Origin of the sequence: Phenylobacterium haematophilum (genome assembly GCF_014196295.1) — a bacterium.
In the GTDB taxonomy this organism is placed as follows: Bacteria; Pseudomonadota; Alphaproteobacteria; order Caulobacterales; family Caulobacteraceae; genus Phenylobacterium; species Phenylobacterium haematophilum.
Genome location: NZ_JACIDK010000007.1, coordinates 69,561 through 95,416, shown reverse-complemented (window position 1 = coordinate 95,416; position 25,856 = coordinate 69,561). Strand labels below are relative to the sequence as shown.

The following is a 25,856-nucleotide window of genomic DNA, read 5'->3' as shown; positions in this document are numbered from 1 at the left end:
TTTGCACCCCCATATCCGCGCCCATGCACAACCACCTTCGCACCTTCATGTTGCTGGCGGGCATGACCGCCCTGTTCGTCGGCGTCGGCTACCTGATCGGCGGGGCCACCGGCATGGCCATCGCGCTCGCCCTCGGCGTGGCGATGAACTTCTTCAGCTACTGGAACTCCGACAAGATCGTGCTGCGCATGTACGGCGCGCGCGAGGTCGATCCGGGCACTTCCGAGCCGCTGCTGCGCAACTACGTCAACGACGTCTACGAACTGGCCGACCGGGCCAACATGCCGCGCCCGAAGGTCTATGTGATGGAGACCGAGCAGCCGAACGCCTTTGCGACCGGCCGCGATCCCGAACATGCCGCCGTGGCCGCCACCGTCGGCCTGCTGCGCATGCTGGACCGCCGCGAGATCCGCGGGGTGATGGCGCACGAACTGGCGCACGTGAAGAACCGCGACACCCTGACCATGACCATCACCGCGACCCTGGCCGGGGCGATCTCGTCGCTGGCCAATTTCGCGCTGTTCTTCGGCGGCAACGACCGCGAGCGTCCGGGCGGAATCATCGGCACCATCGCGCTGATGGTTCTTGCCCCAATGGCCGCGGCCCTGGTGCAGATGGCGATCAGCCGCGGCCGCGAATACGAGGCCGACAAACACGGCGCCGAGATCAGCGGCGACCCGCAGGCTCTGGCCAGCGCGCTGCAGAAGATCGAGGCCTACGCCCACGGCATCGTCAACGTCACCGCCGAGCGCAATCCGGCCACCGGTCAGATGTTCATCATCAACCCGCTGGCGGGGCGCGGCGCGGACAACCTGTTCTCGACGCACCCGGCCACCGGCAACCGCGTCGCCGCGCTGATGAAGATGGTCGGCGGCCGCGGAGCGCCCCCGCGCCAGCAGGACCCGATCGTCAGCGGCGGCGGCCGCTGGGGCGGCGGGGCGACCGCGGTGCCGACCACCGAGCCCCGCAGGCCGAACGGCGGCCCCTGGAACAGCTAGCGCTTCCTTGGAAGCTGGTCAGCGACCCTGGAACACCGGCTTGCGCTTTTCGAGGAAGGCGCGCCGGGCTTCCTGGCCGTCCTCGCTGCGGAAGGCGCGGCCGATATTGGAGACCTCGTAGCGGAGCTGCTGCTCCATATCGATGGACTCGTAGGACTTGACGATGCCGCGCTTGAGCAGGCGCAGGGTGATCGGCGACCACTCGCAAAGCTGGGCGCAGTACTCGGCCAGCCGAGCGTGGAAGTTCGCATCGTCGACCGCCTCGCCGGCCATGCCCCAGGCCAGCGCCTCGGCGCCGACGACGGTGCGGTTCTCCATCATGAAGCGCATGGCCCGCTCGTAGCCCATGACCTGCGGCAGGGTGATGGTGAGGCCGGCGTCCGGGGAGCCGCCGATGCGGGTGTAGCCGGCCATCAGCCGCGCGCTCGAGGCGACCAGCCGCACGTCGGTGGCCATCGCCAGGCCGAGGCCCGCACCGACCGCCACGCCGTTGATTCCGCCGACCACCGGCTTGTCGCAGCGCTTGCGCAGGGCGAGCACGAACTGGCCGACCCAGCTGATGTCGTCGAGCTGGGCGGTCATCGCCGAATCCGGATGGTAGGGCTCGGAGCCCGTCAGATCGAGGCCGGCGCAGAAGGCGTTGCCCGAGCCGGTCAGCGCCACGACCCAGACGTTGTCGTCGCGGGCGGCCGCGTCGACCGCCTCGATCACGCCCCAGGCCAACTGCTGGGAGAGCGCGTTCTTCTTCTCCGGGCGGTTCAGCCGGATGGAGCGGACGTGGCCGGCGTCGGACGTCTCAACAAGCTTGGACATGGCGTTTCCCCTCGTTCTTGCGTTGACGCGACAATGAACGCGGTGGGAGGTGGAGGCCAGACCTTAGGGGAGGACGGCCATGGCGCAGATGCACGACGAGGACACCCTGGCCTTCTACGACCGCGAAGCGGCCGCCTATGCGGCGCGCAAGCGGGGCGAGCCGACGCGGCTGCACCGTTTCCTGGAACAGCTGCGGCCGCGGGCGCGGATCCTGGAGCTGGGCTGCGGCGGCGGGCAGGACGCCGAACTGATGGACGCCGCCGGGTTCGACGTCACGCCGACCGACGGCTCGGCCGGACTGGCGGCGCAGGCGCAGGCTCGCCTGGGACGGCCGGTGCGGGTGATGCGGTTCGAGGAACTGGACGAGGTCGGCGCCTATGACGGCGTCTGGGCCAACGCCTGCCTGCTGCATGTGCCCGAGAACGGCCTGGCCGACGTGCTGACCCGCATCCATCGGGCGCTGAAGCCGGGCGGGCGGTTCAACGCCGGGTTCAAGGCCGGCGACGGCGGCGGGCGCGACAGCCTGGGCCGCTACTACAATTTCCCGACCGAGGAGAGCCTGCGCAAGGCCTATGGCGCGGCCGGCGACTGGGCGGCGCTGGAGCTCACCGCCGGCCAGGGCGGCGGCTTCGACGGGGTGATGCGCGAGTGGTGGTTCGTGGATGCGGTGAAGTAGTTGCTCCCCCGCTGGGGGAACGGTCAGCCGACAGGCTGACTGAGGGGGCTTGTTGAGCCGCAGTCCCCCTCCGTCGCTACGCGCGCCACCTCCTCCAGCGGGGGAGGATTTGGAGGCGTCTACTCCGCGGCTTCGGCGCGCTTGGCCAGCATGTTGTCGAAGGACGACCAGACGCCGTCGGCGCCGTGCCATTGGCCCTTGGTCGCGGCCTTCGAGTACTCGGTCGAGCGGGCCTCGAAGAAGTTGGCGTGCTCGACGCCCGAGAGCATCGACTGCAGCCAGGGCAGCGGGTTTTCCTTCACGCCGTAGACTTCCGGCAGATGCAGCTGGCGGAGGCGCCAGTCGGCGATGAAGCGGATGTAGGCCTTGATGTCGTCCGGGGTCATGCCCTGGATCTCGCCGGCCTCGAAGGCCAGGTCGATGAACTTGTCTTCCAGGCCGACCACGGTCTTGCAGCAGTCGACGATGTCGTCGCCGACGCTCTTGGTGACCGCGCCGGTCTCCTTGTTGAACGCGTGGTAGAGCTTGATGATGCCTTCGCAGTGCAGGCTCTCGTCGCGCACCGACCACGAGACGATCTGGCCCATGCCCTTCATCTTGTTGTGGCGCGGGAAGTTCATCAGCATCGCGAAGCTGGCGAACAGCTGCAGGCCCTCGGTGAAGCCGCCGAACATGGCCAGCGTGCGGGCGATGTCGGCGTTCGAGTCGACGCCGAACTTCTGCATGTAGTCGTGCTTGTCGCGCATCGCCTGGTAGTCGAGGAACGCCGTGAACTCGCTGTCGGGCATGCCGATGGTTTCGAGCAGCAGAGCGTAGGCGGCGATGTGGATCGTCTCCATGTTGGAGAAGGCCGACAGCATCATCTTCACCTCGGTGGGTTTGAAGACGCGGCTGTAGCGTTCCATGTAGTTGTCGTTCACCTCGACGTCCGATTGAGTGAAGAACCGGAAGATCTGGGTGAGGAGGTTGCGCTCCTTGTCGTTGAGCTTGGCCGCCCAGTCCTTGAGGTCTTCGCCCAGCGGCACCTCTTCCGGCATCCAGTGGACCTGCTGCTGCTTCTTCCAGAAGTCATAGGCCCAAGGGTAGCGGAACGGCTTGTAGGCGAAGGACGGAGTGAGCAGGCCGGGCTGAGCGGACGTCGCGGTCACGGGTGCGGCTTTCGAATCTGACGGCTGGTGTTGGAGCGTATCTAGGCGCCGTTCGGGCGCCAGCGGAAGGGCATATCTTGTGGTTGGGTCATCACATCACACGCAAGATGTTGTGAAACACGGGGATGAATGATGAGCTCTGAATATGTCGTCCACGGGGCGGCCGGATCGGGTTCGGTCCCGGTCGAAGCGACACTGACCTTGCTGGGCTTGCCCTATCGGGTGGTGGAGAACGCGCCCTGGGCCAGCCAGGCGGCGGCCGACGCGGTCGGCGAGGTCAACCGCCTGCGCCAAGTTCCAGCAGTGATCACGCCCGAGGGGGAGTTGCTGACCGAGAGCGCGGCGATCCTGATCCACCTGGCCGACCGCCACCCGGAGGCGAGGCTGGCGCCGGCGATCGATGCGGCGGAGCGCGCGCAGTTCCTGCGCTGGATGATCTATCTGCCGGCGCAGGTCTATTCGATGTTCTGGGTGCGCGACGATCCGAGCCGGCTGGCCGCCGACCGGGCGGCCGAGAAGGTGATCAGCGAGCGCACCGCCCAGCGTATCGCCGACTGCTGGCGGATGATGGACGAACAGATCGAGCCCGGCGACTACATCCTGGGCGACGCCTTCAGCGTGCTCGACCTCTATGTGGCGGTGATGTCGCGCTGGACGCCACGCCGCAAGGTCTTCTACCGGGCCGCCCCGAAGATGAGCGCCGTCGTGCGCCGGGTGGACGCCGAGCCGCGGCTGGCCGCGTTTTGGGCTGATCGGATGCCGTTCGAAGGGGCATGGGAGGGCTAGGCGCCCTCCCCGCGACTCAGGCCGGCTCGACGATCAGGGCGACGATGCGCCGGACGACCGGCAGCAGCACCAGCAAAGCCGGAAAGGCGACCAGCCAGGAAACCGCCCAGGCGCCCATCCAGGCGGCGGGCATGGCCGGCGTCGCGCCGACGCTCTTGAGGGTCGAAATCCCCGAGACGATGAAGGTCATCAGGATCGAAAGCACGAAAGGCATGACGACGCCGGCGAAACGCGCAGGCAGCCGGCGGGGAAGTGCAGGCATATGGAACTCCGTAAGCGCCGCGCGATGCATCCGGCGCCCGGCGGGCAAGGTGGATGCGTTGGCTGACGTAAACGCTTACGGAAGCACGGGACGCGCTGCAGGGCCCGTCATAGCGACATTCCGATATATCTCAAGTCCGATCGGCTGCGTCACTTCTGCGGCTTGATCGAGAAGGTGAAGGCCAGGACCGAATCCTCCTTGGTCTCCTGCCCGAAGACCATGTGTTCGCCCTTCACTTCGCGGTGGATGTAGCCGAACGAGGTCTGCAGGGCCCCCTTGCGGTAGGCGACCCCGACATGGGCGTCGCCCACCAGGGCGCTGGACGGATCGGTGGTCCAGCCCTGGCCGTCCCAGCTGTTGCCGGTGCGCAGGACGTTGAGCCCGACCGCCCGGCCGCTGGCGGCGGCGAACAGGTACCAGCGGCCCTGGTCGCCATAAGCCTTGCCGTCACGGACCCCGAGGTCGTTGAGGCGGTCCTCGACCGCATCGTCGCGCTTCTGGGCGACCGTCAGGGTGGCGCCGGCCTCGGCCTGGCCGCCGCTGTTGGAGAGGCCGACGCCCGTGTGCGGGGTGACGGCGACATCGAGCTCTCCGGCCCGCATACGCACCGGCGCCCAGTCGCGGGTGACGGCCACCTCATAGGCGTCGGCGTCGAACTGGGCCGCGCGCGGGTCGATATTGGCCGGCAGGCCGCTGGGCGAGCGCACCGCGCCGCCGACGCTGAGCCGCAGGTTGTCGACCGAGCCGCGCTCGGTCTTGCCGATCTGGAAGTTGTTGGTGGTCCAGCGGACGGGGGCGCCGTCGGGCGCGAACTGCTCGCGCTCGACCATGTTGGAAAAGTCGTCCTGTCGGATCTTCGGCGCCTTGTCCGGCGCGAAAGCCGCGTCCTTCAGGTCCGTGGCGCCTACAGGCCTCGGTATTTGGGCGTCGACCCCCGTCGCAGCGCCAAAACTCAAGGCGATGGCCAGCCCAGCCAACAGCCTCATCAGCAATTCTCCCGTACCGCATCGTTGAGCGTGCGGCTCAACAAGCACCCTTCCATGATGGTGGAATGACGCCAACGGGAAATCCGTTCCTCAGCCCTGCGTCACATCGGGTTTACACCTGAGGCGGCGTGTCCGCGGGCGCGGAACCGGATCAAACTGGGACAGAACAAGGGATATGCGCGCAATTCGTGCGCGCCGGGGCCGGGCCGGCCTCCGGCCGTCCAGACAGCAATCGAGGGGCCCGCAGCCCCTCGATCCAGGTCGTTCCTGTCGGCCGCCGCTGGAGGACGGCGGTTAGAAGACGGCGCCTACTGGCAGGCCAAGCACTCTTCGTAGTCGGTGCGCTCGGACGGCGCGTCGATGACCATGGCCACGCCCTCGCCGCCGGCGTGAGCGGCGCGCTGCACCGACTTGGAGCGTAGATAGTAGAGCGACTTGCAGCCGCGTTCCCAGGCCTGCCAGTGCAGCATGTGCAGGTCCCACTTGTCGACGTCGCCCGGCAGGAAGACGTTGACCGACTGCGACTGGCAGATGTCCGGGGTGCGGTCGGCGGCCAGTTCGATCACCCAACGCTGGTCGAGTTCGAAGGCGGTCTTGTAGACGTCTTTCTCGTCCTGGCTGAGGAAGTCGAGATGCTGGACCGAGCCTTCGTTCTCCAGGATCGAGTCCCAGACCTGCGAGGTGTTCTTGCCCTTCTCGTCGAGCAGGCGCTCCAGGTAGGGATTCTTCACCGCGAACGAACCCGACAGGGTCTTGTGGGTGTAGATGTTGGCCGGGATCGGCTCGATGCCGGCGCTGGTGCCGCCGCAGATGATCGAGATCGAGGCGGTCGGGGCGATGGCCAGCTTGTGGCTGAAGCGCTCCATCACGCCCTTCTCGGCCGCGTCCGGGCAGGCGCCGCGCTCGGCGGCTAGCTTGCGCGAGGCCGCGTCGCACTGACGGCGCAGGTGCTTGAACAGGCGCATGTTCCAGCTCTTGGCCAGGGCGCTCTCGAACGGCACGTTCTGCATCTGCAGGAAGGAGTGGAAGCCCATCAGGCCCAGCCCCACCGAGCGTTCGCGCTGGGCGGCGTAGACCGCGTTCTTCATTTCCGGCGGCGCGCTGCGGATGAAGTCCTCCAGCACGTTGTCGAGGAACCGCATGACGTCCTCGACGAAGGTCGGGTGGTCGCGCCATTCCATGAACTTCTCGGCGTTGACCGACGAGAGACAGCAGACCGCGGTGCGCTCGTGGCCCAGGTGGTCCGTTCCGGTGTGGAGCATGATCTCCGAGCACAGGTTCGACTGGCGGACGCTGAGGCCGAGGTCGCGCTGATGCTGCGGCATCGAGCGGTTCACGGTGTCGGAGAAGATCAGGTAGGGCTCGCCAGTCTGCAGGCGGATCTCGAGGATCTTCTGCCACAGCGAACGGGCGTCGACCTCACGCAGGACTTCCTGGTTCTTCGGCGACCGCAGCCCGAACATGGCGCCGTCGCGGACAGCCTCCATGAACTCGTCGGTGATGTTGATGCCGTGGTGCAGGTTCAGGGACTTGCGGTTGAAGTCGCCCGACGGCTTGCGGATCTCGAGGAACTCCTCGATCTCCGGGTGGTGGATGTCGAGATAGACCGCGGCCGAACCGCGGCGCAGCGAGCCCTGCGAAATCGCCAGGGTCAGCGAGTCCATCACCCGGATGAAGGGGATGATGCCGCTGGTCTGGCCGGCGCCCTTGACCTTCTCGCCGATCGAACGGACGCCGCCCCAGTAGGTGCCGATGCCGCCGCCGTTGGAGGCCAGGGCCACGTTCTCGTTCCAGACGCTCTGAATGCCGTCGAGCGAATCGCCGACCGCGTTCAGGAAGCAGGAGATCGGCAGGCCGCGACCGGCGCCGCCGTTCGAGAGCACCGGGGTGGCCGGCATGAACCAGAGGTTCGAGATGTAGTCGTAGACCCGCTGGGCGTGCTCGGCGTCGTCGGCATAGGCCGTCGCGACGCGGGCGAACATGTCCTGGTAGCTCTCGCCCGCCAGCAGGTAGCGGTCTTCGAGGGTCGTCTTGCCGAACTCGGTCAACAGCGCGTCGCGCGAGCGATCGACCTCGACCTTCCGGACGAGCTGAAGCGCGGGCCGTTCAGCCCGATCCGGCGCCGTCTGGGTCGCTTCCGAAACCGTTCGCATCACCGCTTCGCCGCTGCTCATGCCCCAAAACCCATAACTATCAGACGCTTTGCCTCCGGGACACCGCCCGGCCGTATTCACCGCTATATCTAGTGGCTGCCCCGCCCCCGATACGCTCCATATGGGGCCATGAAGGCTAATGACTCGTCAACGGTCTGGAGCGGTCATCCCCACGAGAATTTCGTTAACGCCGCATTTACCTTTGCAGCCAGGGCTTGGCGGGCTTGAGTTTTCCACAGGCGCTCCCGGCCGCGACAAAGCCTCCGCTCACGAGACTGTGAAAACTGGGGGCGATTCAATCGCGAGTCGTTCGCACTTGCCCACCGTCAGCCACCACCCTATCCACACCGCGTCACTGGGGAGTAGCCGCCCGTAACTCCAGCGGGGGACGCGTCAACAAACTTGCCGCAAGGCATGGCGCATCCGGCAATTGCTTGGCGAGACCTTTGGCTTTCGTGCGTCGGTCCATGCGGGGTCGGCGGCGCGGAAGGCCATTGGTATGTCTCGACCCCGCCCGGACGCCTGTTCTCCATGGAAGCCTTCCTCGTCTCCACCGGTCTCGTGGCCGTCGCCGAAATTGGCGACAAGACCCAGCTGCTGGCCTTGTTGCTGGCGGCGCGGTTCCGCAAGCCCGCTCCAATCATTCTCGGCATCCTCGTCGCCACCATCGCCAACCACGCCCTGGCCGCCTGGGTCGGCGTCGCCGCGGCCTCGCTGCTGAACGGCCCGTGGATGAAGTGGGTCCTGGGCCTGGCCTTCATCGGCTTCGGCGTCTGGGCGCTGATTCCCGACAAGTTCGAGGAAAGCGACAAACCCAAGGATCGGGCCGGGGTGTTCCTGACCACCCTGGTGGCGTTCTTCTTCGTGGAGATGGGCGACAAGACGCAGGTTGCGACCGTCGCCCTGGCGGCGAAGTTCCATCAGGTGCTGCTGGTCGCGGCCGGCACCACGCTCGGCATGATGATCGCCAACGTCCCGGCGGTGCTGATCGGCGAGGCCGCGGCCACGCGCCTGCCGCTCAAGTACATCCGCTGGGCCGCGGCGGCGTGCTTCGCGGCGATCGGCGTCTGGATCCTGGTCGCAAGCTAGGCCGCGGTCAGCGGCCAGAACCAGGCGATCAGCGGCGCGCCCAGGACCAGCACCAGCAGGGTCAGGGGCGCGCCCAGCCGCGGATAGTCGGCGAATCGGTAGCCGCCGGGCCCCATCACCAGCGTATTGCACTGGTGGCCGATGGGGGTGAGGAAGTCGGACGCCGCCCCGACCGCGACGGCCATCAGGAACGGGTCGGGGTTGAGGCCGAGCTGCCGGGCCATGCTCGCCCCCACCGGCGCGACGATCAGCACGGTCGCCGCGTTGTTGAGGAACGGCGTGGCGGCCATGGCCACGGCCATGATCGACACCAGCGCGATCATCGGGGACTGGCCGCGGAAGACGCTCGACAGCCAGCCGCCGATCAGCTCCGCCCCGCCGGTGGTCGAGATTGCTTCGGACACCGGAATCATCGCGGCGATCAGCACGATCAGCGGCCCATCGACGGCGGCGTAGGCCTCGCGCATGCGCAGCGCCCCCACGACGATCATCGCCACGGCCGCGCCGAAGAAAGCGATGGCGACCGGCACGACCTTCAATGCGACCAGCACCATGGCCGCAGCCAGAATCACCGCCGGGGCGACCGCGTGGCGGATGCCGCCGAGCCGCACCTCGCGCTCGGCCAGCGGCAAGAGGCCGAGGGCGGCCAGGGCCGTGGGCAGGGTGCGTTCAGCGCCCTGCAACACGACGATGTCGCCGGCGCGCAGGCGGATGCGGCTGGGGCTCTGCTTGAGGTCGAAGCCCGAACGGCTGACCGCCAGCAGGTTCACGCCATACTGGCCATAGAGATCCGACTGCTGGGCCGAGCGGCCGATCAGCTCCGATTCGCCGCCGACCACCGCCTCGACCACCCGCACCTCGTCGGTCGGCTCCTCCATGGCGACGGGACGGTCCGAGCGGGTCAGCCGCAACTTGCCGCGGTTGATCAATTCGTCGAGGGCCTGGGGTTCGCCCTGCAGCAGCAACACGTCGCCGGGGCGGACCTTGGTGTTCGGATGCGGTCGCGGGCGGCGGCGCCCGCCGCTGAGCAGCATCATCACCTGGGCCTCGCCGCCGGCCAGTTCGTGCAGTTCGCCGATGCGGGTCCCGGCCAGGGCCCAGTCTTCCGGGGCCTCCACCTCGGTGATGTAGGCGTTGGCGGCCAGCGCCTCCTCGATGTTCACGGCCGGGGCGCGATCCTTGGGCAGGATGCGGTAGGCGAAGGTCAGGAACACGAAGCCGATCGCCGCCAGCGCCAGGCCGACCGGGGTGTAGTCGTACATGGCGAACGGCTTGCCGAGCAGTTCCTCGCGCACCTGCGAGACGATGATGTTCGGGGCGGTGCCGACCAGGGTGACGATGCCGCCGAGCATGGCGCCGAAGGCCATAGGCATCAGCAGCCGCGAAGGCGAGGAGCCGGTGCGGCGTGAGAGCTGCAGCGCAACCGGCATCAGGATCGCCAGGGCCCCGACGTTCTTGGTGGCGGTGGACAGCACGGTCACCGCCGCGGTCAGCACCGGGACCTGGCTGCGTTCGGTCTTCAGTTTCGGGATCAGCGGGCGCAAGACCGCCTCGACGATCCCGGACTTGGCGAAGGCGGCGCTGACCACCAGGGCCGCGGCGATGATCACGGTGATGTCGTTGGAGAAGCCGTCGAAGGCGTTCTTGGCCGGCACCACGCCGATCGCAACGCCGGCCAGCAAGGCGCAGACGGCCACGACGTCATACCGGAAACGCCCCCAGATGAAGGCGCCGATGGTCAGCGCGATGAGCCCGAAGGCCAGTCCCTGGTCGAGCGTCATCGTCGCCACCTGCCCCACCCGCCGCGGTGGAGCTTGCACAACGCCGCACCGCGGCGAAGGCTGCGCCCCAAAAGCAAAAGAGCCCGGCCTTTCGGCCGGGCTCTCCGCTAGTTCGGCTGATCGCCGAGATCGACTTAGAAGTTGATGTCGATCGTCGAGCGGCGGTTCAGCGGTTCCTTCACGCCGTCGGCGGTCGGGACGGCGAGTTGGGTTTCGCCCTTCCAATCCACTTGCAGCGCGCCTTGGTTCACGCCCAGGCCCACGAGGGCGTCGGCGGTGGCCTTAGCACGACGTTCCGACAGGCGGACGTTGTACGCGGCCGAACCCGAGGTGTCGGTGTGGCCGACCACGATCACGCGGGTCGCGTTGCCGCTGGTCGCGTAGGTCGCAGCTTCCTGGATCACCGTCTGGGCTTCCGGAGTCAGCACGTACTGATCGAACGGGAAGTAGACGATGAATTGCTTCGCCTCATACGCCGGCGGAGGCGGCGGGGGAGGCGGAGGCGGCGGGGGAGGCGGCGGCGGGGGCGGCGGGGGCGGCGGCGGCGGCGGCGGCGCAGCGAACGAGTAGCGCAGGCCGACGGTCACCGATTGGTCCGTGTATTCGCCCGTGAAGACGCCCGGCTGCAGAGCGTGCGAACCGGTCGACGCGAAGTCGAGGTCCGTGCCGCCCAGGTAGCGGTAGGTCAGGTCCACGTTCAGACGGTCGGTCGCGCGCCAGGCCAGACCAGCGATCAGCTGCCAGGCCAGGGCGGTGTCGTCGTCGTCGATGGTCAGGTTCTGGATCGACGGGTTGGTCGCGCTGAACGCACCGGTCACCGACGAGAACTGGCCGACGGTATCGACCTTCACGTGGTTGATACCGATGCCGGCGCCGACGAACGGATTAATGACCGCGCCCGGGGCGATGTCATAGATCACGTTACCCATCAGGGTCCACGAGGTGATGTCGCCCGAGGCCGAACCGCAGTTAGGAGCGGCGGCCGAGCGGACCACGCCCGGGGTGCACAGGCCGAGGATCGCGTTGTTCGAGCCACCGCGGATCGACTCGATGTCGCCCGGACGGTAGCCGCCTTCGAGTTCGACGCGCCAATGCTCGTTCAGCTGGTAGCCGAGACGGGCGAAGCCGGTCCAATCCTCTTCCTGGTTGAAGGTCCAGTTGTAGGGCGAGCCGCCAGCCGAGTTGTTCGACGATTCACCGTCGATGCCGTCCGGCCAGTGGTAGCCGAGGTCGACAGCGCCGTACCAACCAACTTCTTGCGCCGAAGCTCCCGACGCGGCGAAGACCGCAGCCAGGGCGGCCCCCGCTAGGAGTTTGAATTTCATATTCAGAGCCCTCTCTTGCCCTCTGCTGCGGCCAAATGACCCAGCGCTGTTATATCAAGGCCCAACCATTACGAAAGTGTCGCCAGAGCAACACCTTCGCCAATTCGAAGCGCCTCTCAAATCCAACCCCAGGACGTTACACGTTCTTCCCCTCGGCGATCAACTTCGGGGCGAGAGACACATCCCTCGTTCGGTCGCCAACGACGCGCCCTGGGCAACATCGCAACGCCGAATTCTTGTTTTCGGGTCCAGTGCGGAAAATGCGACCGCGCCAGAAGCGCATGCGCCGTCCGACCGAAGCCGATTGATTCTCTTGAACTATGAGCGCAGTCAGCGGGACCGTAAAGTCCAGGCCGCGCGCGAACACCCGCGCACTGCTGACAAAAGCTCAACTGTCTAGCTGGTCACTCCCCCTTCGCCTAAGACGCGAATTCCGTCTCTGGTTCGAGCGGACAACGTTCCCCTTACGGCTTAGTTCCACCGCCGCTGTCAATTTTCTTGCGCGCGCCGGTAGCGTCTGACTCTTCCCCCCAGGGCCTCGGGTCGGTTGAGCGCCTTTCGGAACTCGTCCCGCCGCTCATGGATCGATGCGATGATTAGTCCCATTGGCACGCCGATCTCAACCAGAACCGCCTCGGACAATTGTAAACTAGCTTCCACCGTCTCGGGCACCGCGTCGGTGGCGCCGAGCTCGTAGAGTCTCTGAGCCTGGCGCGCATCGCGGGCCCGCGCGACGATGGTCAGGTCAGGGCGCATGGCCCGGGCGGTGGCGACGATCGCTTCGACGCCTTCGGGCGAATCCATGGTCACGACCAGGGCCGGGGCGGTCTCCAGCCCGCAGCGGCGCAGGAACTCCTGGCGCGAGGCGTCGCCGAAATAGATCGCCTCGCCGGCGTGGCGCGCGGCCTCGACCAGCTTTGGATCGCGCTCGGCCGCCACCCAGGCGATGTCGTGCCGGTGCAGCATGTCGCCGACCAGCTTGCCTACGCGCCCGTAGCCGACGACCAGCACCTTGGGCGCTTCGGCTTCGGCCGGATCGGCGGCCGGCGGAACGGCCGGCTCGGCCGCCAGCCCCTGGCCGCCGGTTCTGCGGCCGCCGAGCTTCAAGCCCAGTGCGGCCAGCAACGGGATGCACATCATCGAGATGGTCGACGAGACCAGCACCATCTGGCCCAGCGGCCGCGGGACGATGCCGTCGCCCATCGCCGCCGAGAGGATGACGTAGGCGAACTCGCCGCCGCCGGCGAGGAGCAGACCGGCCTCCAGCGCTCCGCGCCAGGGCAGGCCGAACAACCGTCCGAGCCCAAAAACCACCGTCGCGTTGAGGACGACGACGCCGACCGACATGCCGAGTATCGCCCAGGGCTGGGCGGCGAGCAGCGACAGGTCGAGCCCAATGCCCACCGAGAGGAAGAACAGCCCGAGCAGCAGGCCCTTGAACGGTTCGATGGTGACCTCGACCTCGTGCCGGTACTCGGTCTCGGCCAGCAACAGGCCGGCGATGAAGGCGCCGAGCGCCATGGACAGGCCGGTGAGCGCGCTGACCAGCCCCGCGCCGATGACCACCAGCAGACAGGCGGCCATGAACAGCTCTTCGCTCTTGGCTCGGGCCACGGACTTGAGCATCGGGCGCAGCAGCAGCCGGCCGAACGCCACGAGGATCATCACCCCCAGCGCCGCCGGCGCGAAGGCGAGCAGCAGCCGCGGCGAGAACGCCTCGCCGTCTCCGCCGCGGCCGAGGATCGCCAGGGTGACGAGGATCGGGGCCACCGCCAGATCCTGGAACAACAGCACCGAGAAGGTCGCCCGGCCCGCGGGCGAGTGCTGGCGCTTGTGCTCAGTCAGGATCTGCATGACCACAGCGGTGGAAGACAGGGCCAGCGCGGCGCCGATGGCGACGGCCGGCGCGATGTCGAGGCCCAACGTCATGCCGGCCAGGGCGATGGCCGCCAGGCAGAGCGTCACCTGCAGCGCGCCCATGCCGAACACCCACCGTCGCATCAGCCGCAGGCGCTCCCACGACAGCTCCAGCCCGATCATGAACAGCAGGAAGACCACCCCGAATTCGGCGAGTTGGGCGATCTCGCCCGGGTTGGCGATGGTGAAGTAGCCAAGCCAGGGAAACGCGCCGCTGAGGGCGCCCAGCCCGAAAGGACCAAGGACGACTCCCGCGCCAAGGAATCCGAGGATGGGGCTGATCCGCCAGCGGCGGAACAAGGGCACGATCACGCCGGCGGTAGCGAGAAAGAGGACGACGTCCTTGTATTCGCCCGGCGAAACGTGACCTTCCATGCGCTCCCCTTCTGTGATGAGCGCCACTATGGGGTTTCGACGCCTCTTGCGTAACCCGTCGGGCTGCCCTTAAGACGCCGGCCCATGCACTTCGGCCGAAAAAAGCGCGCAGGGCGGGCGAGCCTGGGGGTCCTGGCGGCCCTCGTGGCGCTGCTTGCCCAGGCTTTGCTGCCGGGCGCGGCCATGGCGGCCGAATCGCTGTCCACCGTCCGCGTCGAGCTCTGCACCGAGACCGGGGCCAAGACGGTGGTCATCGGCGCCGACGGCCAGGAGCGCAAAAGCGGCTTCGCCGGCCTGCCCTGTCACGACTGCCTCGCCGCCAGCATGGCGGTCGTCGTCACCCCCGAACTGGCGGTCGCGCCAGTCGCCTACGCCGCTGTCGTGGTGCGCCACGCCGCGCCGGCGCGGCCGCTGCAGCCCCGCGCCCGCGCGCCGCCGCGGCCGCCGGGCCAAGGCCCCCCTTCCCTGAACGTCTGAGTCGAAACCGCCCGCAGCGCCCGCGCGTCTGCGGCTTTTCTCGTACATCCAGGGACACCATCGACCATGTTCGCTTTTCTGCGCGCCTCGCCGCGCGCGCTGCTGCTCGCCGCCACCGCCCTTTCACTGCCCGCCTTCGCCCATGCCGACGAAGCCGGGCCCCTGGTGGACGCGGTGATCGTCACCGCCAATCCCGATCCTGAAGACCCGCCAGTCGTCGCCGACGCCCGCCGCCGGCTGTCCGAAACCCCCGGCGCCGTGGCGGTGATTTCCGCCGAGGCCTATCGCGACCGCTACGCTCAGGGGCTGGCCGAGACGCTGCGCGACGTGCCCGGCGTCTACGCACAGAAGAAGTGGGGCGACGACACCCGGCTGTCGATCCGCGGCTCGGGGATCGGCAACCCCAACCACAACCGCGGCACGCTGCTGGCCCAGGACGGGGTGCCGTTCAACGAGGCCGACGGCTATGGGGACTTCCAGCAGATCGACCCGCTGATCGCCCGCTTCACCGAGGTCTATAAGGGCGGCAACGCCCTGCGCTTCGGCGGCGCGCTGCTGGGCGGGGCGATCAACATGGTGACCCCGACCGGCAAGGACGCGGGGGCGCAAAACCTGCTGCGGCTGGACGGCGGCTCGTACCGCACGATCCGCGGCCACGGCGAGGTCGCCCGCCAGTGGGGCGAGTGGGACATGTTCGCCGCCGCCACCGCCATCTCGGCCAACGGCTGGCGCGAGCAAAGCGACCAGACCGCCCAGCATGTCTCGCTGAACATCGGCCGCAGCTTCGGCGAGGATCGCGAGCTGCGCTTCATCCTGTCGGGACACAACGTCGATCAGGAGATCCCGGGCGCCGTCGACCTGAGCCAGGCGCTGAACAACCCGCGCAAGGCCGCAGCCGGCAACCTGGCCAACGAGTACCAGCGCAACATGCGCAGCGTCCGCGGCACGCTGCAGACCCGCTGGCGGGTGGCCGACAACGCCGTGTTCGAGGGCGGGGTCTATGCCAGCTGGAAGGATCTCGACCACCCGATCTTCCAGGTCATCGACCAGGAGAGCCGCAACTGGGGCGCTTTCGGGCGGCTGGACGTCGAGGGCGAGCTGGCCGGCCGCCGCGCCGATCTGTTCGTCGGCGCCTCGGCGCGGCTGGGCGACCTGGACGCCCTGCAATGGGTGAACCTGAAGTCGTCGAAGGGCGAGAAGCGGGCCGACAGCCGCCAAAACGCCCGCGCCCTGGACGTGTTCGCCGAAGGCCGGCTGTTCGTCACCGACCAACTGGCGCTGATCGGGGGCGGTTCGCTGGGCTCGGCCAATCGCCAGTTCCGCAACAACCTGAACCGCAGCGCCGATCGTTCGATCACCTACGAGTGGTTCGCGCCGCGCGTCGGGCTGCTTTGGCAGGCGGACGACGGCGCCCAGGCCTTCGCCAACCTGACCAAGTCGGTGGAGCCGCCGAACTTCAGCGCCCTGGTCCAGACCGGGCCGTTCGTCGGCTTCGCGCCGCTCAAGGCGCAGGAGGCCTGGACCGCCGAGGTCGGGACCCGCGGCCGGCGCGGCGCGATTTCCTGGGACGTGGCGCTCTATCGGGCCGAGTTGGAGAACGAGCTGCTGAACTTCGTGGTTTCGCCCAGCATTCCGGCCGCAACCTTCAACGCCGGGCCGACGATCCACCAGGGCCTGGAGGCCGGACTCGACTGGCGCATCGGTTCGGCGCGGCTGCGCCAGACCTACGCCTGGTCCGACTTCCGCTTCGACGGCGACAGCGTCTATGGCGAGAACCGGCTGCCGGTCGTGCCCGAGCATCTCTACCGGGCTGAACTGCGCTACGATCACCCCAGCGGCTGGTTCATCGCCCCCTCGGTCGAATGGTCGATCACCGACACCTATGTCGACTACGCCAATACATTGAAGGCGCCCTCCTACGCGGTCTGGTCGCTGGGCGGCGGCTGGCGCGGTCCCAACGGGGTCAGCGTCTTCGTCGAGGCCCGCAACCTGGCCGACGAGCGCTATGTGTCGAACTTCAGCGCGATCACCGACGCGCGTCTGCCAAGCGTCTCCAAGGCGGTGTTCTTCCCCGGCGAAGGCCGCTCGGTGTTCGGAGGCGTGACGTGGGCGTTCTGAAACCCTGGTTGATGGCTGCCGCCTTCGCCGCCCTGCCCGGCCTGGCGACCGCGCATGTGGCCGCCGATCCGGGCCGCGCGCAGGCCGGCGCCTATCAGGCCGTGGTGTTCCGCGTCGGGCACGGCTGCGGCGAGGCGGCGACCACGGCGCTGCGCATCGAGCTTCCGACCGAAATGGCCTCGGCCCGGCCGCAGCCCAAGCCGGGCTGGACGCTGGAGATCGAGCGCCAGGACGGCAAGGTCACCGCCGTCACCTGGCGGGGCGAGCTGCCGGACGACCAGTTCGACGAGTTCGCGATGCTGTTCAAACTGCCCGACCAGCCCGCGACTCTCTATTTCCCGACCGTGCAGTCCTGCGGCGCCGACGAGAGCCAATGGACGGAGATTCCGTCAGCGGGCGAACGGGCCAGCCATCCGGCGCCCGCGCTCGTCGTCACCCCCAAGGCCGCTGCGGCCGAAACCCATCAGCACTAGAGGACGCCTCATGCGACACCTTGCGATCATCGCCGCGGCCACTGCCGCCCTCAGTCTTTCCACCGCCGCCCAGGCGGCGACCTATCGCCTTGGGACGCTGGAAGTCGTCGATCCGTGGAGCCGGCCGGCCGCCGCGAACGGCAACGGCGGCGGCTTCCTGACCATCGTCAACCGCGGCGCGGCCGCCGACACGCTGGTCGCCGTTGAAACCGCCGCAGCGCGCAAGACCGAGGTGCACCGCACCTCGACCGCCGGCGGCGTCATGAAGATGGAGCGCCAGGACGCGGGGGTCGCCATCCCGGCCGGCAAGCAGGTAGCCTTCGCGCCCGGCGGCTACCACGTGATGTTCCTGGGCCTGACCAAGGCGACCAAGCTTGGCGACAAGGTCCCGGCGACCCTGGTGTTCAAGAGCGGCGCGAAGCTGAAGGTCGAGTTCCAGGTGGCGGCGGGCGCGCCCGGCGCAGCTGGCGCCAAGGCCCCGGCCGCCGACGCCCGCCACCATCACTGAGGCGTTACGCAGCAAGGCCGAACGATGACCCATGGGCGGCGTTGACAGCGCCGCCCCCCGCGTCGTCTATGCCCTCCATATTTTAAGAATGGAGGATCGTCCTTGGTTTGGAATTACGCCAACCTCTGGGAGTCCGTCGCCGACGCGACCCCTGACCGCCCCGCCCTTATCCATGGCGAGCGCCGCCTGAGCTGGCGTGACTTCGACCGCCGCGCCAACGCCCTGGCCAAGGCCATGGTCGACGCAGGCCTTTCGCAGCAGTCGAAGGTTGCGGCCTATCTTTATAATGGGCCGGAGTATCTTGAGAGCTATTACGCCGCCTTCAAGGCCGGCCTGGCCCCATTCAACACCAACTATCGCTACGGCGGCGACGAACTGACCTACCTGTTCGACAACGCCGACGCCGAGGCCGTGGTGTTCCACGCCTCGTTCGCCGAGATGGCCGACAAGGTCCGCGGCCGCTTGCCCAAGGTGAAGATCTGGATCGCGGTGCCGGAAGCCGGCCATCCCGTCCCCGAATGGGCCGCCGACTACGACGTCATCGTCGCGCAGGGCGCCGACCGCTTCGAAGCGCCCTGGGGCCGCACCGCCGACGACCTGCTGATCATGTACACCGGCGGGACCACCGGCATGCCCAAGGGCGTGATGTGGCGCCAGGAGGACCTGTTCAAGGCGCTCGGCGGCGGAGCCAATCTGCTGCTCGGCCTGCCGCCGCTGGAGACCGTCGCCGAAGCCGGCCAGCGGGCCAAGGCGGTCGGCGCCTCGGGCGCGCCGCTGAACATCACCATCCCGGTCGCCCCGCTGATGCACGCCACCGGCCAGTTCATCTCGTTCGGCACCCTGATCGGCGGCGGCGCTGTCGCCACCCTGACCGGCCGCAAGTTCGACCCGGCGGTGCTGTTCGACGAAGTCGAGCGCCTGGAAGCGTCCGGCCTGATCATCGTCGGACCGGCCTTCGCCGCGCCGATGCTGGAGACCCTGGACGCCAATCCGGGCCGCTGGACCATGCCGTCGCTGAAGCGCATCGCTTCGTCGGGCGCGATGTGGGGCCTGGAGAACAAGCAGGGCCTGCTGAAGCACCTGCCGAACGTGATGCTGATGGACAGCCTGGGCTCGTCCGAAGCGCTCGGTCTCGCGTCCTCGACCTCGGGTGCGGGCCAGGCCACCGGCACCGCCAAGTTCGTCACCGGCCCCAACGCGGCGGTGTTCACCGAGGACGGCGTGCGCGTCGAGCCCGGTTCGGGCGTCCGCGGTCTGGTGGCCGTCGGCGGCCACACGCCGATCGGCTACTACAAGGACGAAGAAAAGTCGGCCAAGACCTTCCGCACCTTCGAAGGCCGCCGCTGGAGCGTGCCAGGCGACTGGGCCACCGTCGAGGCTGACGGTTCGATCACCCTGCTGGGCCGCGGCTCGCAAGTGATCAACACCGGCGGCGAGAAGGTCTTCCCGGAAGAGGTCGAGGAAGCCCTGAAGCGCTTCCCGGGCGTGCGCGACGCGGCCGTGGTCGGCCTGCCCGACCCGCGCTTCGGCGAGCGTATCGGCGCGATCGTGGACTTCGGCGGCGACAACCTGCCGACCCTCGCCGACCTGTCGGCCCACGTGAAGAGCCTGCTTGCCGACTACAAGGCCCCGCGCGAGCTGGTGCTGGCCCCCGTGGCCCGCGCTCCGAACGGCAAGCTCGACTACAAGGCGCTGAAGGCCCAGGCGATCGCCGCCCTGGCGACGGACGCCTAACGTAACAAAAAAGTAACGTGCTTCAGAGGGCGCGGCCGGTCCACGGTCGCGCCCTCTTTCGTAAGACCCTCAGAAGGCTCGAAAACACCGATGAAGACCCTGTGGCTGGGCGCGGCTTCCGCCGCGGCCCTTCTTTGCGTGTCGGCCCCGGCGCTGGCGGACAACCTGCCCGACCTTTCCAAGGCGCCCCGGATGGGGCCCTGGGGCTTCGACATGGCGGGACGCGACACCTCGGTCGCGCCGTCGCACGACTTCTTCGAATACGCCAACGGCACATACCTGAAGAAGCTCGAAATCCCCGCCGACCGCTCGCGATTCGGCGCCTTCGACGCCCTGCAGGACCTGTCGCAGCAGCGCATGCGCGCGGTAGCCGAGAAAGCCGCCGCCAACAAGGACGCGACCGGCGAGGAAGCCCAGGTCGGCGCCTTCTACCGCAGCTACATGGACGAGGCCGCGGTGGAGGCCCTGGGCGCCAAGCCGCTGGCCGGCGACCTGGCCGTCATCCGCAAGATCAAGACAAAGTCCGAGCTCTCCGAACTGATGGGCGCGACGATGCGCCAGTTCGGCGGCGCGTTCTTCGGGACCTATATCCACGACGACGCCAAGGCGCCTGATCGCTACACGGTCTATGTGAACCAGGGCGGCCTCGGCATGCCCGACCGCGACTACTATCTGGCCGACCGCTTCAAGACCCAGAAGGCTGCTTACCAGGCTTATGTCGCCAAGCAGCTGACCCTGGCCGGCTGGGACAAGCCCGCCGAGCACGCCGCCGCGATCGTCGCCCTGGAGACGCAGATCGCCGAGGCGTCGTGGACCCGGGCCGAGAGCCGCGACGACGACAAGACCTACAACCCCTACACCGTCGCCGAGCTTTCAAAGTACGCCCCCGGCTTCGACTGGGCCGCGTACCTCAAGGGCGCCAAACTCGACAAGGTCGACCGGGTGATCGTCGCCCAGAACACCGCCTTCCCGAAGATCGCCAAGATCTTCGCCGACGCCCCGATGGACACCCTGAAGGCGTGGTCGGCGTTCCACCTGGTCGACCAGGCCGCGCCGTACCTGTCCAAGGACTTCGTCCAGGCCAGCTTCGAGTTTCGCAACAAGACCCTGTCGGGCCAGCCCGAGCAGCGTCCGCGTTGGAAGCGCGCGGTGGCGGCCACCGACAGCAATGTCGGCGACCCGCTGGGCAAGCTCTATGTCGCGGCCTATTTCCCGCCTGAGAGCAAGGCGAAGATGGAAGCGCTGGTCGCCAACGTCAAAGTCGCCATGAAGGGCCGGATCGAGAAGCTCGAGTGGATGGGCCCGGACACCAAGGCCAAGGCCCTGGAGAAGCTTTCGAAGTTCGGGGCCAAGATCGGCTATCCGGACAAGTGGCGCGACTATTCGGCGCTGGAGGTCAAGGACGGCGACCTCTACGGCAACGTCAAGCGGGCCAGCGCCTTCGACTGGGACTACCGCGTCGCGCGCCTGGGCGGTCCGGTCGACAAGGACGAGTGGCTGATGACCCCGGCCACGATCAACGCCTACTACCTGTCGACCAAGAACGAGATCGCCTTCCCGGCCGCCATCCTGCAGCCGCCGTTCTTCGATCCCGACGGCGACCCGGCGGTCAACTACGGCGCCATCGGCGGCGTGATCGGCCACGAGATCACCCACGGCTTCGACGACCAGGGCCGCAAGTCGGACGGCGACGGCAAGCTCACCGACTGGTGGACCGCCGAGGACGCCGCCAAGTTCGACGCCCAGGCCAAGAAGTTCGGCGCTCAGTACTCGGCGGTCGAGGTTCTGCCCGGCGCACGCATCAACGGCGAGCTGACCATGGGCGAGAACATCGCCGACCTGGGCGGCCTGCTGGTGGCGCTGGACGCCTATCGCCTGTCGCTGAACGGCCAGCCCTCGCCTGTGCTCGACGGCGTGACCGGCGACCAGCGGGTGTTCCTGGGTTGGGCGCAGGTATGGCGCGGCAAGTACCGTGACGACATGATGCGTCAGCAGCTGGTCTCGGACCCGCATTCGCCGCCGAAGTACCGCGTCGACGTGCCGGTGAAGAACATCGACGCCTTCTACGAGGCGTTCGGCGTCAAGGCCGGCGACGGCATGTACCTGGCGCCGGGCGACCGGGTGCGGATCTGGTAGTCGCCAGCTAGTTCGACCCGGAAGGGCGGCGCTCCGCGTCGGACGTCGCCTTTTCTTTGGCCTCGAACATTTTTGACGATATTGTCAAAATTTCTGTCGGGCAAAAATTTGGCCCGCTGCGGGGGATAATCGCAGCGGGCCTTATTTTGAGCAGTCGCTCTTATAGAGCGGGCGTTTCCTCCCCGAAACGCCGGAGACTGTCGGACTTGGTGGCCGTCATGTCTCTCGCAGGACTGAGAAAACGGTAATTTCTGACCCGAGTCAATGCGCCGAAATCGAAGTCCTGGGGAATTATCGATCAGATTTGCGCGAGCGGGACTTTTTGGGCGATTTGAGGGATTATTTTTGACGGTACCGTCAAAAATGCACTCGTCTGCGTAGTTCCTCACTCGACACACAACCCACGTCATAGACAAAGTCCGGACGCGAAGCGGTGACGGGGCCGATTCCGGCGCCCGCCAGCGCCAACGAAGCCTCCGCCACCTTGCCGGCCGGAACCAGCAAGCCGTTCGGGCGGCGGCTGGCGCCGCTTTTTACGAGGGCTTCGACCACCGGGGTCTCACGCGGGTCGGACGGCCAGATCAGGGTGGCGCTGTCGTGGGCGGCGGCACGGGCCTCGATCACACGCAACAGCCGCTCGGCCGCCGCAAGTTGATCTTGGCTCCAGGATGCACGCAGCGATGCGGTCAGCTGGGCCTGGCTCTTCAGGATCACCCCGTCGCCCAGCACCTTGAGGCCGTTGGCGACCAGGGTCGCGCCGGTGGTGGTGATGTCGACCACCAGCTCGGCCGAGCCGGCGGCCGGGGCCCCCTCGGTCGCGCCGCCGGATTCGGTGATCCGGTAGTCGGCGACGCCGTGCCGCGCGAAGAAGGCGCGGGTCTGGACCAGATACTTCGTAGCCACCCGCATGCGCCGCCCGGAGCGGGCGAGCAGGTCATGGCCCACCTCCTCCAGGTCGGCCATGGTCTCGACGTCGATCCAGCTCTTGGGCACGGCGACGACCAGGTCGGCGCGGCCGAAGCCGAGCGCGCGCAGCAGCAGCACGCGGGCGTCGACGTCGCCGCCGCGCTCGCGCAACAGGTCCTCGCCGGTGACGCCCAGATGCACCTCCCCGAGGTCCAGGGCTTCGGCGATGTCGCCGGCCGACAGCAGCCGGACCTGGATGCCGGGCACGCCCTTGAGTTCGGCCATGTAGCCGCGCGATCCGCCGGCCACGGACAGTTTCAGTCCGCAGTCGCCGAGCCAGGCCTCGACCTGTTCCTTCAGGCGCCCCTTCGAGGGGACGGCGAGGATAAGGGGTTCGCTCACGACTCGCCTCCCGCCCAGGCCCGCCAGGGCCGGACTACGCATCCGACGGCCCGCACGTCGGCCGTTCCGCCCAGCCGCGAGGGCAGGCTGTCATAGCGTCCGCCGACGGCGACGCTGCGCTCGGGGTCCAACGACGCCGAGCGGATCTCGAAGGTCAGGCCGTCGTAGTAGTCGAAGGCGTGACCGAGCGCGGTGGAGAAGCGGATCGCCTCGGTCGGCACGCCCGCTGCATGGAGGAGCGCCAACCGCTCGGCCCAGGCCGCCAACTGCGCATCAAGGGCGCCCTTGCCGGCGATGTCGGCCACTGCATCGAACGCCGCAGAGGGCGCGTCCTCGATGGCCAGGAAGCGGCGGATGCGGTCGGCCTGGTCGCCCGTCAGAGCCGGGGCCTGGGCGGCCTGCGCGCGGCGGATCAGTCGCTGGGCGATCTCGGCCGGGCCGCGGCCGCCGACCGGATCGATCCCGGCCAGGGCCCAGACCTCTTCCAGCACGGTGGCGGCCTCGGCCTCCGACAGGCCCGACAGCAGACCGGCCAGCTTGCCGTCGTCGGCCGGGGCGGCGGCCGCGCCGTCGGCGCGGGCCAGTTCGGCGGCCAGCAGCCGCGGGCGGGCGGCGACGCGCTTCACGCGCGCCGCCAGCGGGGCGGCGAGGCCCAGGGTGTCGACGAAGGCGGCGAAGAGCGCGATGTCGCCGAGCCACAGCGACAGGTCGCTGCGTCCGCCGGCCAGGGCCGAGCGCCAGGCCAGGGCGGCGATCTCGGCGTCCGCCTGAACCACCGAGGCCTCGGCCCCGTCGAAGCTTTCCAGGCCGATCTGTCGGAACTCGTCGGGGCGGCCGGGCTCGGGCGAGGCGCGGAAGGCCTTGCCTTCATAAAAATAGCGGCCCGAGGAGCGGCCGCTTTCGAGGTGCTGGCGCACCACCGGAACGGTGAAGTCGGGACGCAGGCAGGTCTCCTGCCCGCCTTCCGACTGCACGACGAACAGCCGCGGACGCATAGCCTCGCCAGCCAGCTCCAGCAGCAGGCCGAGCGGCTGCAGGATCGGCGCGTCGACGACCTCGGCGGCCTGGTCCAGAAACGGCGCGCGGATCGCGGCGAGCGGTTCGGCGGGAACGGCGGGTTCGGCGCTCACTGGCCGGCCTCGATGATCTTGCGCACCGCCGCGACCAGTTCGGAACGGTCGATGGTCTGCTGACCCGGGCGTTGTTCGCGCCATTCGGCGTTGTCGGCGACGCCCGAGGACAGGGCGCGGCCGAGGTCGAGATCCTTGATGGTGACCTTGCCGGCGGCGATCTCGTCGCCGCCCAGCATGATCGCCGCCGGCGCCATGCGGCGGTCGGCGTACTTCATCTGGGCCTTCATGCCGGCCGAGCCGAGATAGACCTCGGCCGGGATGCCGGCGCTGCGCAGCTCGCCGACCACCGAGAAGTAGTGGGCCATGTCGTCGGGTGTGAAGGCGATCACCACCACCGGGCCGCGGACTTGGTCGCCCAGGTCACGGCCGGCGGCGCGCAACGCCGAGACCAGACGCGAGACGCCGAACGAGAAGCCTGTGGCCGGCACCTGTTCGCCGGTGAAGCGGGCGACGAGGTCGTCGTAGCGGCCGCCGCCGCCGATCGAGCCGAAGCGCACGCCGCGGCCTTTCTCGTCCTTGGTCTTGAGCAGCAGCTCGGCCTCGAACACCGCGCCGGTGTAGTACTCCAGCCCGCGGACGATCGACGGATCGAAGGCCGCGCGCTCGACGCCGACACCTAGGCTGGTCAGCGCCTTATCGATGGCGGCGAGTTCGGCGAGGCCGGCGTCGCCCTCGGCCGAGCCACCGATGATGTTCGCGATCTGGTCGAGGGTATCGGACCGGCCGCTCAGCCCCGCGCCGACGAAGGCCAGAACCGCTTCGGCGCCGGCGGCGTTAAGGCCCGCGCCCTTGGTGAAGTCGCCGGACTCGTCCTTGCGGCCTTCGCCCAACAGCAGGCGCACGCCTTCCGGACCCAGGCGGTCGAGCTTGTCGACGGCGCGCAGCACGGCCAGCTTCTGGACGTCGTTCTGGACGCCGGCCGTGGTCAGCAGGCCGTTGAGGAGCTTGCGGTTGTTGATCTTGATGACCGCCGAGCCGGCGGGCAGGCCGGCGGCCTCCAGGCCCTCGACCGCCATGGCGATGATCTCGGCGTCGGCTTCCGGCCGAGCCGAGCCGACGGTGTCTGCGTCGCACTGAATGAATTCGCGGAAGCGGCCGGGGCCGGGCTTCTCGTTCCGCCAGACCGGACCGTAGGCATAGCGGCGGAACGGCTTGGGCAGGCCTTCCTTCGTTTCGGCCACGAACCGCGCCAGCGGCGCCGTCAGGTCGTAGCGCAAAGCCATCCACTGCTCGTCGTCATCCTGCAGGGCGAAGACGCCCTCGTTCGGACGGTCGGCGTCAGGCAGGAACTTGCCCAGGGCATCAGCGTACTCGAAGGCCCCGGTGTCGAAGGCCTCGAAGCCGTAGCGTTCATAGACGGCGGAGACCTTGGCCAGGATCTGGCGCTCGGCGGCCAGGTCACGGGCGCGGCGGTCGTTGAAACCGCGCGGGGCGCGGGCCTCGGGGCGGGGAGCGTCGGTCATGGCGCTCGCCTAGCGGGTCGCAGCGCGCGCGGCAAGGCGCGGCTGGGTTTGGGAAGCGGAGATGTCCATTCGTCGGGTCCTTGGGAAGGAGATGTTCGACGGATGGAGCCGGGATGCCCTTAAGCCCCATCCGCTGGTGCGGGAGGCTCGGGCGGGGGTCGCTTTAGGCCATGCGATCCCAGGCCGATCCCGCGTGC

General features: G+C 68.4%; 21 protein-coding genes and 1 riboswitch. Of the genes, 10 read left to right on the top strand and 11 right to left on the bottom strand.

Features of this window, described 5'->3' with window-relative positions:
* Positions 1-23: 23 nt before the first annotated feature.
* Positions 24-998, top strand: coding sequence for a zinc metalloprotease HtpX (htpX, locus tag GGQ61_RS19065; RefSeq protein WP_183776330.1), 975 nt, complete (start codon positions 24-26; stop codon positions 996-998).
* A gap of 18 nt (positions 999-1,016) precedes the next feature.
* Here htpX and GGQ61_RS19060 read toward each other — a convergent pair whose 3' ends face one another.
* Positions 1,017-1,811 carry an enoyl-CoA hydratase/isomerase family protein gene (locus GGQ61_RS19060; RefSeq protein WP_183776329.1) on the bottom strand — a complete coding sequence of 265 codons (795 nt, stop codon included), beginning with the start codon at positions 1,809-1,811 and terminating at the stop codon, positions 1,017-1,019.
* 79 nt (positions 1,812-1,890) lie between these two features.
* On the opposite strand from GGQ61_RS19060, the gene GGQ61_RS19055 reads away from it, so the two are divergent.
* Positions 1,891-2,487: a class I SAM-dependent methyltransferase gene (locus GGQ61_RS19055; RefSeq protein WP_183776328.1), complete on the top strand. Its 597-nt coding sequence runs from the start codon at positions 1,891-1,893 to the stop codon at positions 2,485-2,487.
* Between the two features lie 119 nt (positions 2,488-2,606).
* On the opposite strand, the gene GGQ61_RS19050 is transcribed toward GGQ61_RS19055, so the two are convergent.
* Positions 2,607-3,635 (bottom strand): ribonucleotide-diphosphate reductase subunit beta, encoded by a 1,029-nt coding sequence (locus GGQ61_RS19050; RefSeq protein ID WP_343056216.1) that lies wholly within the window; start codon positions 3,633-3,635, stop codon positions 2,607-2,609.
* A 132-nt stretch (positions 3,636-3,767) separates the two neighbouring features.
* Here GGQ61_RS19050 and GGQ61_RS19045 point away from each other — a divergent pair, with 132 nt between their 5' ends.
* Complete coding sequence (locus GGQ61_RS19045) at positions 3,768-4,421, top strand: glutathione S-transferase family protein (protein ID WP_183776543.1); 654 nt, start codon at positions 3,768-3,770, stop codon at positions 4,419-4,421.
* 16 nt (positions 4,422-4,437) lie between these two features.
* Here GGQ61_RS19045 and GGQ61_RS19040 read toward each other — a convergent pair whose 3' ends face one another.
* The 3 genes from GGQ61_RS19040 to GGQ61_RS19030 all read right to left on the bottom strand — a co-directional run bounded on the left by GGQ61_RS19040 (position 4,438) and on the right by GGQ61_RS19030 (position 7,843).
* Complete coding sequence (locus GGQ61_RS19040) at positions 4,438-4,683, bottom strand: DUF2798 domain-containing protein (RefSeq protein WP_183776327.1); 246 nt, start codon at positions 4,681-4,683, stop codon at positions 4,438-4,440.
* Between the two features lie 149 nt (positions 4,684-4,832).
* Positions 4,833-5,669 carry a lipid A-modifier LpxR family protein gene (locus GGQ61_RS19035; RefSeq protein ID WP_183776325.1) on the bottom strand — a complete coding sequence of 279 codons (837 nt, stop codon included), beginning with the start codon at positions 5,667-5,669 and terminating at the stop codon, positions 4,833-4,835.
* A gap of 308 nt (positions 5,670-5,977) precedes the next feature.
* The gene (locus GGQ61_RS19030) at positions 5,978-7,843 is read right to left on the bottom strand and encodes a ribonucleoside-diphosphate reductase subunit alpha (RefSeq protein WP_183776323.1); all 1,866 of its coding nucleotides are present in this window, start codon (positions 7,841-7,843) and stop codon (positions 5,978-5,980) included.
* A 324-nt stretch (positions 7,844-8,167) separates the two neighbouring features.
* Positions 8,168-8,336, top strand: a riboswitch (yybP-ykoY riboswitch).
* Between the two features lie 17 nt (positions 8,337-8,353).
* On the opposite strand from GGQ61_RS19030, the gene GGQ61_RS19025 reads away from it, so the two are divergent.
* On the top strand, positions 8,354-8,911 hold the full coding sequence (locus tag GGQ61_RS19025; RefSeq protein ID WP_183776321.1) for a TMEM165/GDT1 family protein: 558 nt from the start codon (positions 8,354-8,356) through the stop codon (positions 8,909-8,911).
* On the opposite strand, the gene GGQ61_RS19020 is transcribed toward GGQ61_RS19025, so the two are convergent.
* From GGQ61_RS19020 to GGQ61_RS19010, 3 genes are all read right to left on the bottom strand, one after another.
* Positions 8,908-10,692: an SLC13 family permease gene (locus GGQ61_RS19020; RefSeq protein ID WP_183776319.1), complete on the bottom strand. Its 1,785-nt coding sequence runs from the start codon at positions 10,690-10,692 to the stop codon at positions 8,908-8,910. The genes GGQ61_RS19025 and GGQ61_RS19020 overlap by 4 nt on opposite strands.
* A 134-nt stretch (positions 10,693-10,826) precedes the next feature.
* Positions 10,827-12,017, bottom strand: a complete 1,191-nt coding sequence (locus tag GGQ61_RS19015) for an OmpA family protein (RefSeq protein WP_183776317.1) — start codon at positions 12,015-12,017, stop codon at positions 10,827-10,829.
* A 489-nt stretch (positions 12,018-12,506) separates the two neighbouring features.
* The gene (locus GGQ61_RS19010) at positions 12,507-14,309 is read right to left on the bottom strand and encodes a cation:proton antiporter domain-containing protein (RefSeq protein WP_183776315.1); all 1,803 of its coding nucleotides are present in this window, start codon (positions 14,307-14,309) and stop codon (positions 12,507-12,509) included.
* Between the two features lie 144 nt (positions 14,310-14,453).
* Between GGQ61_RS19010 and GGQ61_RS19005 the strand changes: the two genes are divergently transcribed.
* The 6 genes from GGQ61_RS19005 (at position 14,454) to GGQ61_RS18980 (ending at position 21,755) form a co-directional block, all read left to right on the top strand.
* On the top strand, positions 14,454-14,786 hold the full coding sequence (locus GGQ61_RS19005; protein WP_343056215.1) for a DUF2946 domain-containing protein: 333 nt from the start codon (positions 14,454-14,456) through the stop codon (positions 14,784-14,786).
* Between the two features lie 66 nt (positions 14,787-14,852).
* A complete protein-coding gene (locus GGQ61_RS19000; RefSeq protein WP_183776306.1) occupies positions 14,853-16,904 on the top strand; it encodes a TonB-dependent receptor family protein in 2,052 nt (683 codons plus the stop codon).
* Positions 16,892-17,377: a YcnI family copper-binding membrane protein gene (locus GGQ61_RS18995; RefSeq protein WP_343056214.1), complete on the top strand. Its 486-nt coding sequence runs from the start codon at positions 16,892-16,894 to the stop codon at positions 17,375-17,377. The genes GGQ61_RS19000 and GGQ61_RS18995 overlap by 13 nt, the downstream gene beginning before the upstream one ends.
* Positions 17,378-17,387: 10 nt before the next feature.
* Positions 17,388-17,885: a copper chaperone PCu(A)C gene (locus GGQ61_RS18990; RefSeq protein ID WP_183776304.1), complete on the top strand. Its 498-nt coding sequence runs from the start codon at positions 17,388-17,390 to the stop codon at positions 17,883-17,885.
* Between the two features lie 102 nt (positions 17,886-17,987).
* Positions 17,988-19,619, top strand: coding sequence for an AMP-binding protein (locus GGQ61_RS18985; RefSeq protein WP_183776302.1), 1,632 nt, complete (start codon positions 17,988-17,990; stop codon positions 19,617-19,619).
* 90 nt (positions 19,620-19,709) lie between these two features.
* Positions 19,710-21,755 carry a M13 family metallopeptidase gene (locus GGQ61_RS18980; protein ID WP_183776300.1) on the top strand — a complete coding sequence of 682 codons (2,046 nt, stop codon included), beginning with the start codon at positions 19,710-19,712 and terminating at the stop codon, positions 21,753-21,755.
* A gap of 357 nt (positions 21,756-22,112) precedes the next feature.
* Here the strand turns inward: GGQ61_RS18980 and hisG are convergent, their stop codons facing one another.
* The 3 genes from hisG to hisS are packed head-to-tail and all read right to left on the bottom strand — an operon-like array spanning position 22,113 to position 25,659.
* On the bottom strand, positions 22,113-23,063 hold the full coding sequence (gene hisG / locus GGQ61_RS18975; RefSeq protein WP_183776298.1) for an ATP phosphoribosyltransferase: 951 nt from the start codon (positions 23,061-23,063) through the stop codon (positions 22,113-22,115).
* A complete protein-coding gene (locus GGQ61_RS18970) occupies positions 23,060-24,193 on the bottom strand; it encodes an ATP phosphoribosyltransferase regulatory subunit (RefSeq protein WP_183776296.1) in 1,134 nt (377 codons plus the stop codon). The genes hisG and GGQ61_RS18970 overlap by 4 nt, the downstream gene beginning before the upstream one ends.
* Complete coding sequence (gene hisS / locus GGQ61_RS18965) at positions 24,190-25,659, bottom strand: histidine--tRNA ligase (RefSeq protein WP_183776294.1); 1,470 nt, start codon at positions 25,657-25,659, stop codon at positions 24,190-24,192. Before hisS ends, GGQ61_RS18970 begins: the two co-directional genes overlap by 4 nt.
* Between the last annotated feature and the right edge of the window lie 197 nt (positions 25,660-25,856).

Bases quoted from the DNA above. Each gene is read 5' to 3' on its own strand.
- GGQ61_RS19000 (WP_183776306.1), top strand. From the start codon at position 14,853: ATGTTCGCTTTTCTGCGCGCCTCGCCGCGCGCGCTGCTGCTCGCCGCC.
- GGQ61_RS18980 (WP_183776300.1), top strand. From the start codon at position 19,710: ATGAAGACCCTGTGGCTGGGCGCGGCTTCCGCCGCGGCCCTTCTTTGC.
- GGQ61_RS19040 (WP_183776327.1), bottom strand. From the start codon at position 4,683: ATGCCTGCACTTCCCCGCCGGCTGCCTGCGCGTTTCGCCGGCGTCGTC.
- GGQ61_RS18990 (WP_183776304.1), top strand. From the start codon at position 17,388: ATGCGACACCTTGCGATCATCGCCGCGGCCACTGCCGCCCTCAGTCTT.
- GGQ61_RS19030 (WP_183776323.1), bottom strand. From the start codon at position 7,843: ATGAGCAGCGGCGAAGCGGTGATGCGAACGGTTTCGGAAGCGACCCAG.
- GGQ61_RS19015 (WP_183776317.1), bottom strand. From the start codon at position 12,017: ATGAAATTCAAACTCCTAGCGGGGGCCGCCCTGGCTGCGGTCTTCGCC.
- htpX (WP_183776330.1), top strand. From the start codon at position 24: ATGCACAACCACCTTCGCACCTTCATGTTGCTGGCGGGCATGACCGCC.
- GGQ61_RS19045 (WP_183776543.1), top strand. From the start codon at position 3,768: ATGAGCTCTGAATATGTCGTCCACGGGGCGGCCGGATCGGGTTCGGTC.
- GGQ61_RS19060 (WP_183776329.1), bottom strand. From the start codon at position 1,811: ATGTCCAAGCTTGTTGAGACGTCCGACGCCGGCCACGTCCGCTCCATC.
- GGQ61_RS19020 (WP_183776319.1), bottom strand. From the start codon at position 10,692: ATGACGCTCGACCAGGGACTGGCCTTCGGGCTCATCGCGCTGACCATC.
- GGQ61_RS19035 (WP_183776325.1), bottom strand. From the start codon at position 5,669: ATGAGGCTGTTGGCTGGGCTGGCCATCGCCTTGAGTTTTGGCGCTGCG.
- GGQ61_RS19010 (WP_183776315.1), bottom strand. From the start codon at position 14,309: ATGGAAGGTCACGTTTCGCCGGGCGAATACAAGGACGTCGTCCTCTTT.
- GGQ61_RS19055 (WP_183776328.1), top strand. From the start codon at position 1,891: ATGGCGCAGATGCACGACGAGGACACCCTGGCCTTCTACGACCGCGAA.
- hisS (WP_183776294.1), bottom strand. From the start codon at position 25,659: ATGACCGACGCTCCCCGCCCCGAGGCCCGCGCCCCGCGCGGTTTCAAC.
- GGQ61_RS19025 (WP_183776321.1), top strand. From the start codon at position 8,354: ATGGAAGCCTTCCTCGTCTCCACCGGTCTCGTGGCCGTCGCCGAAATT.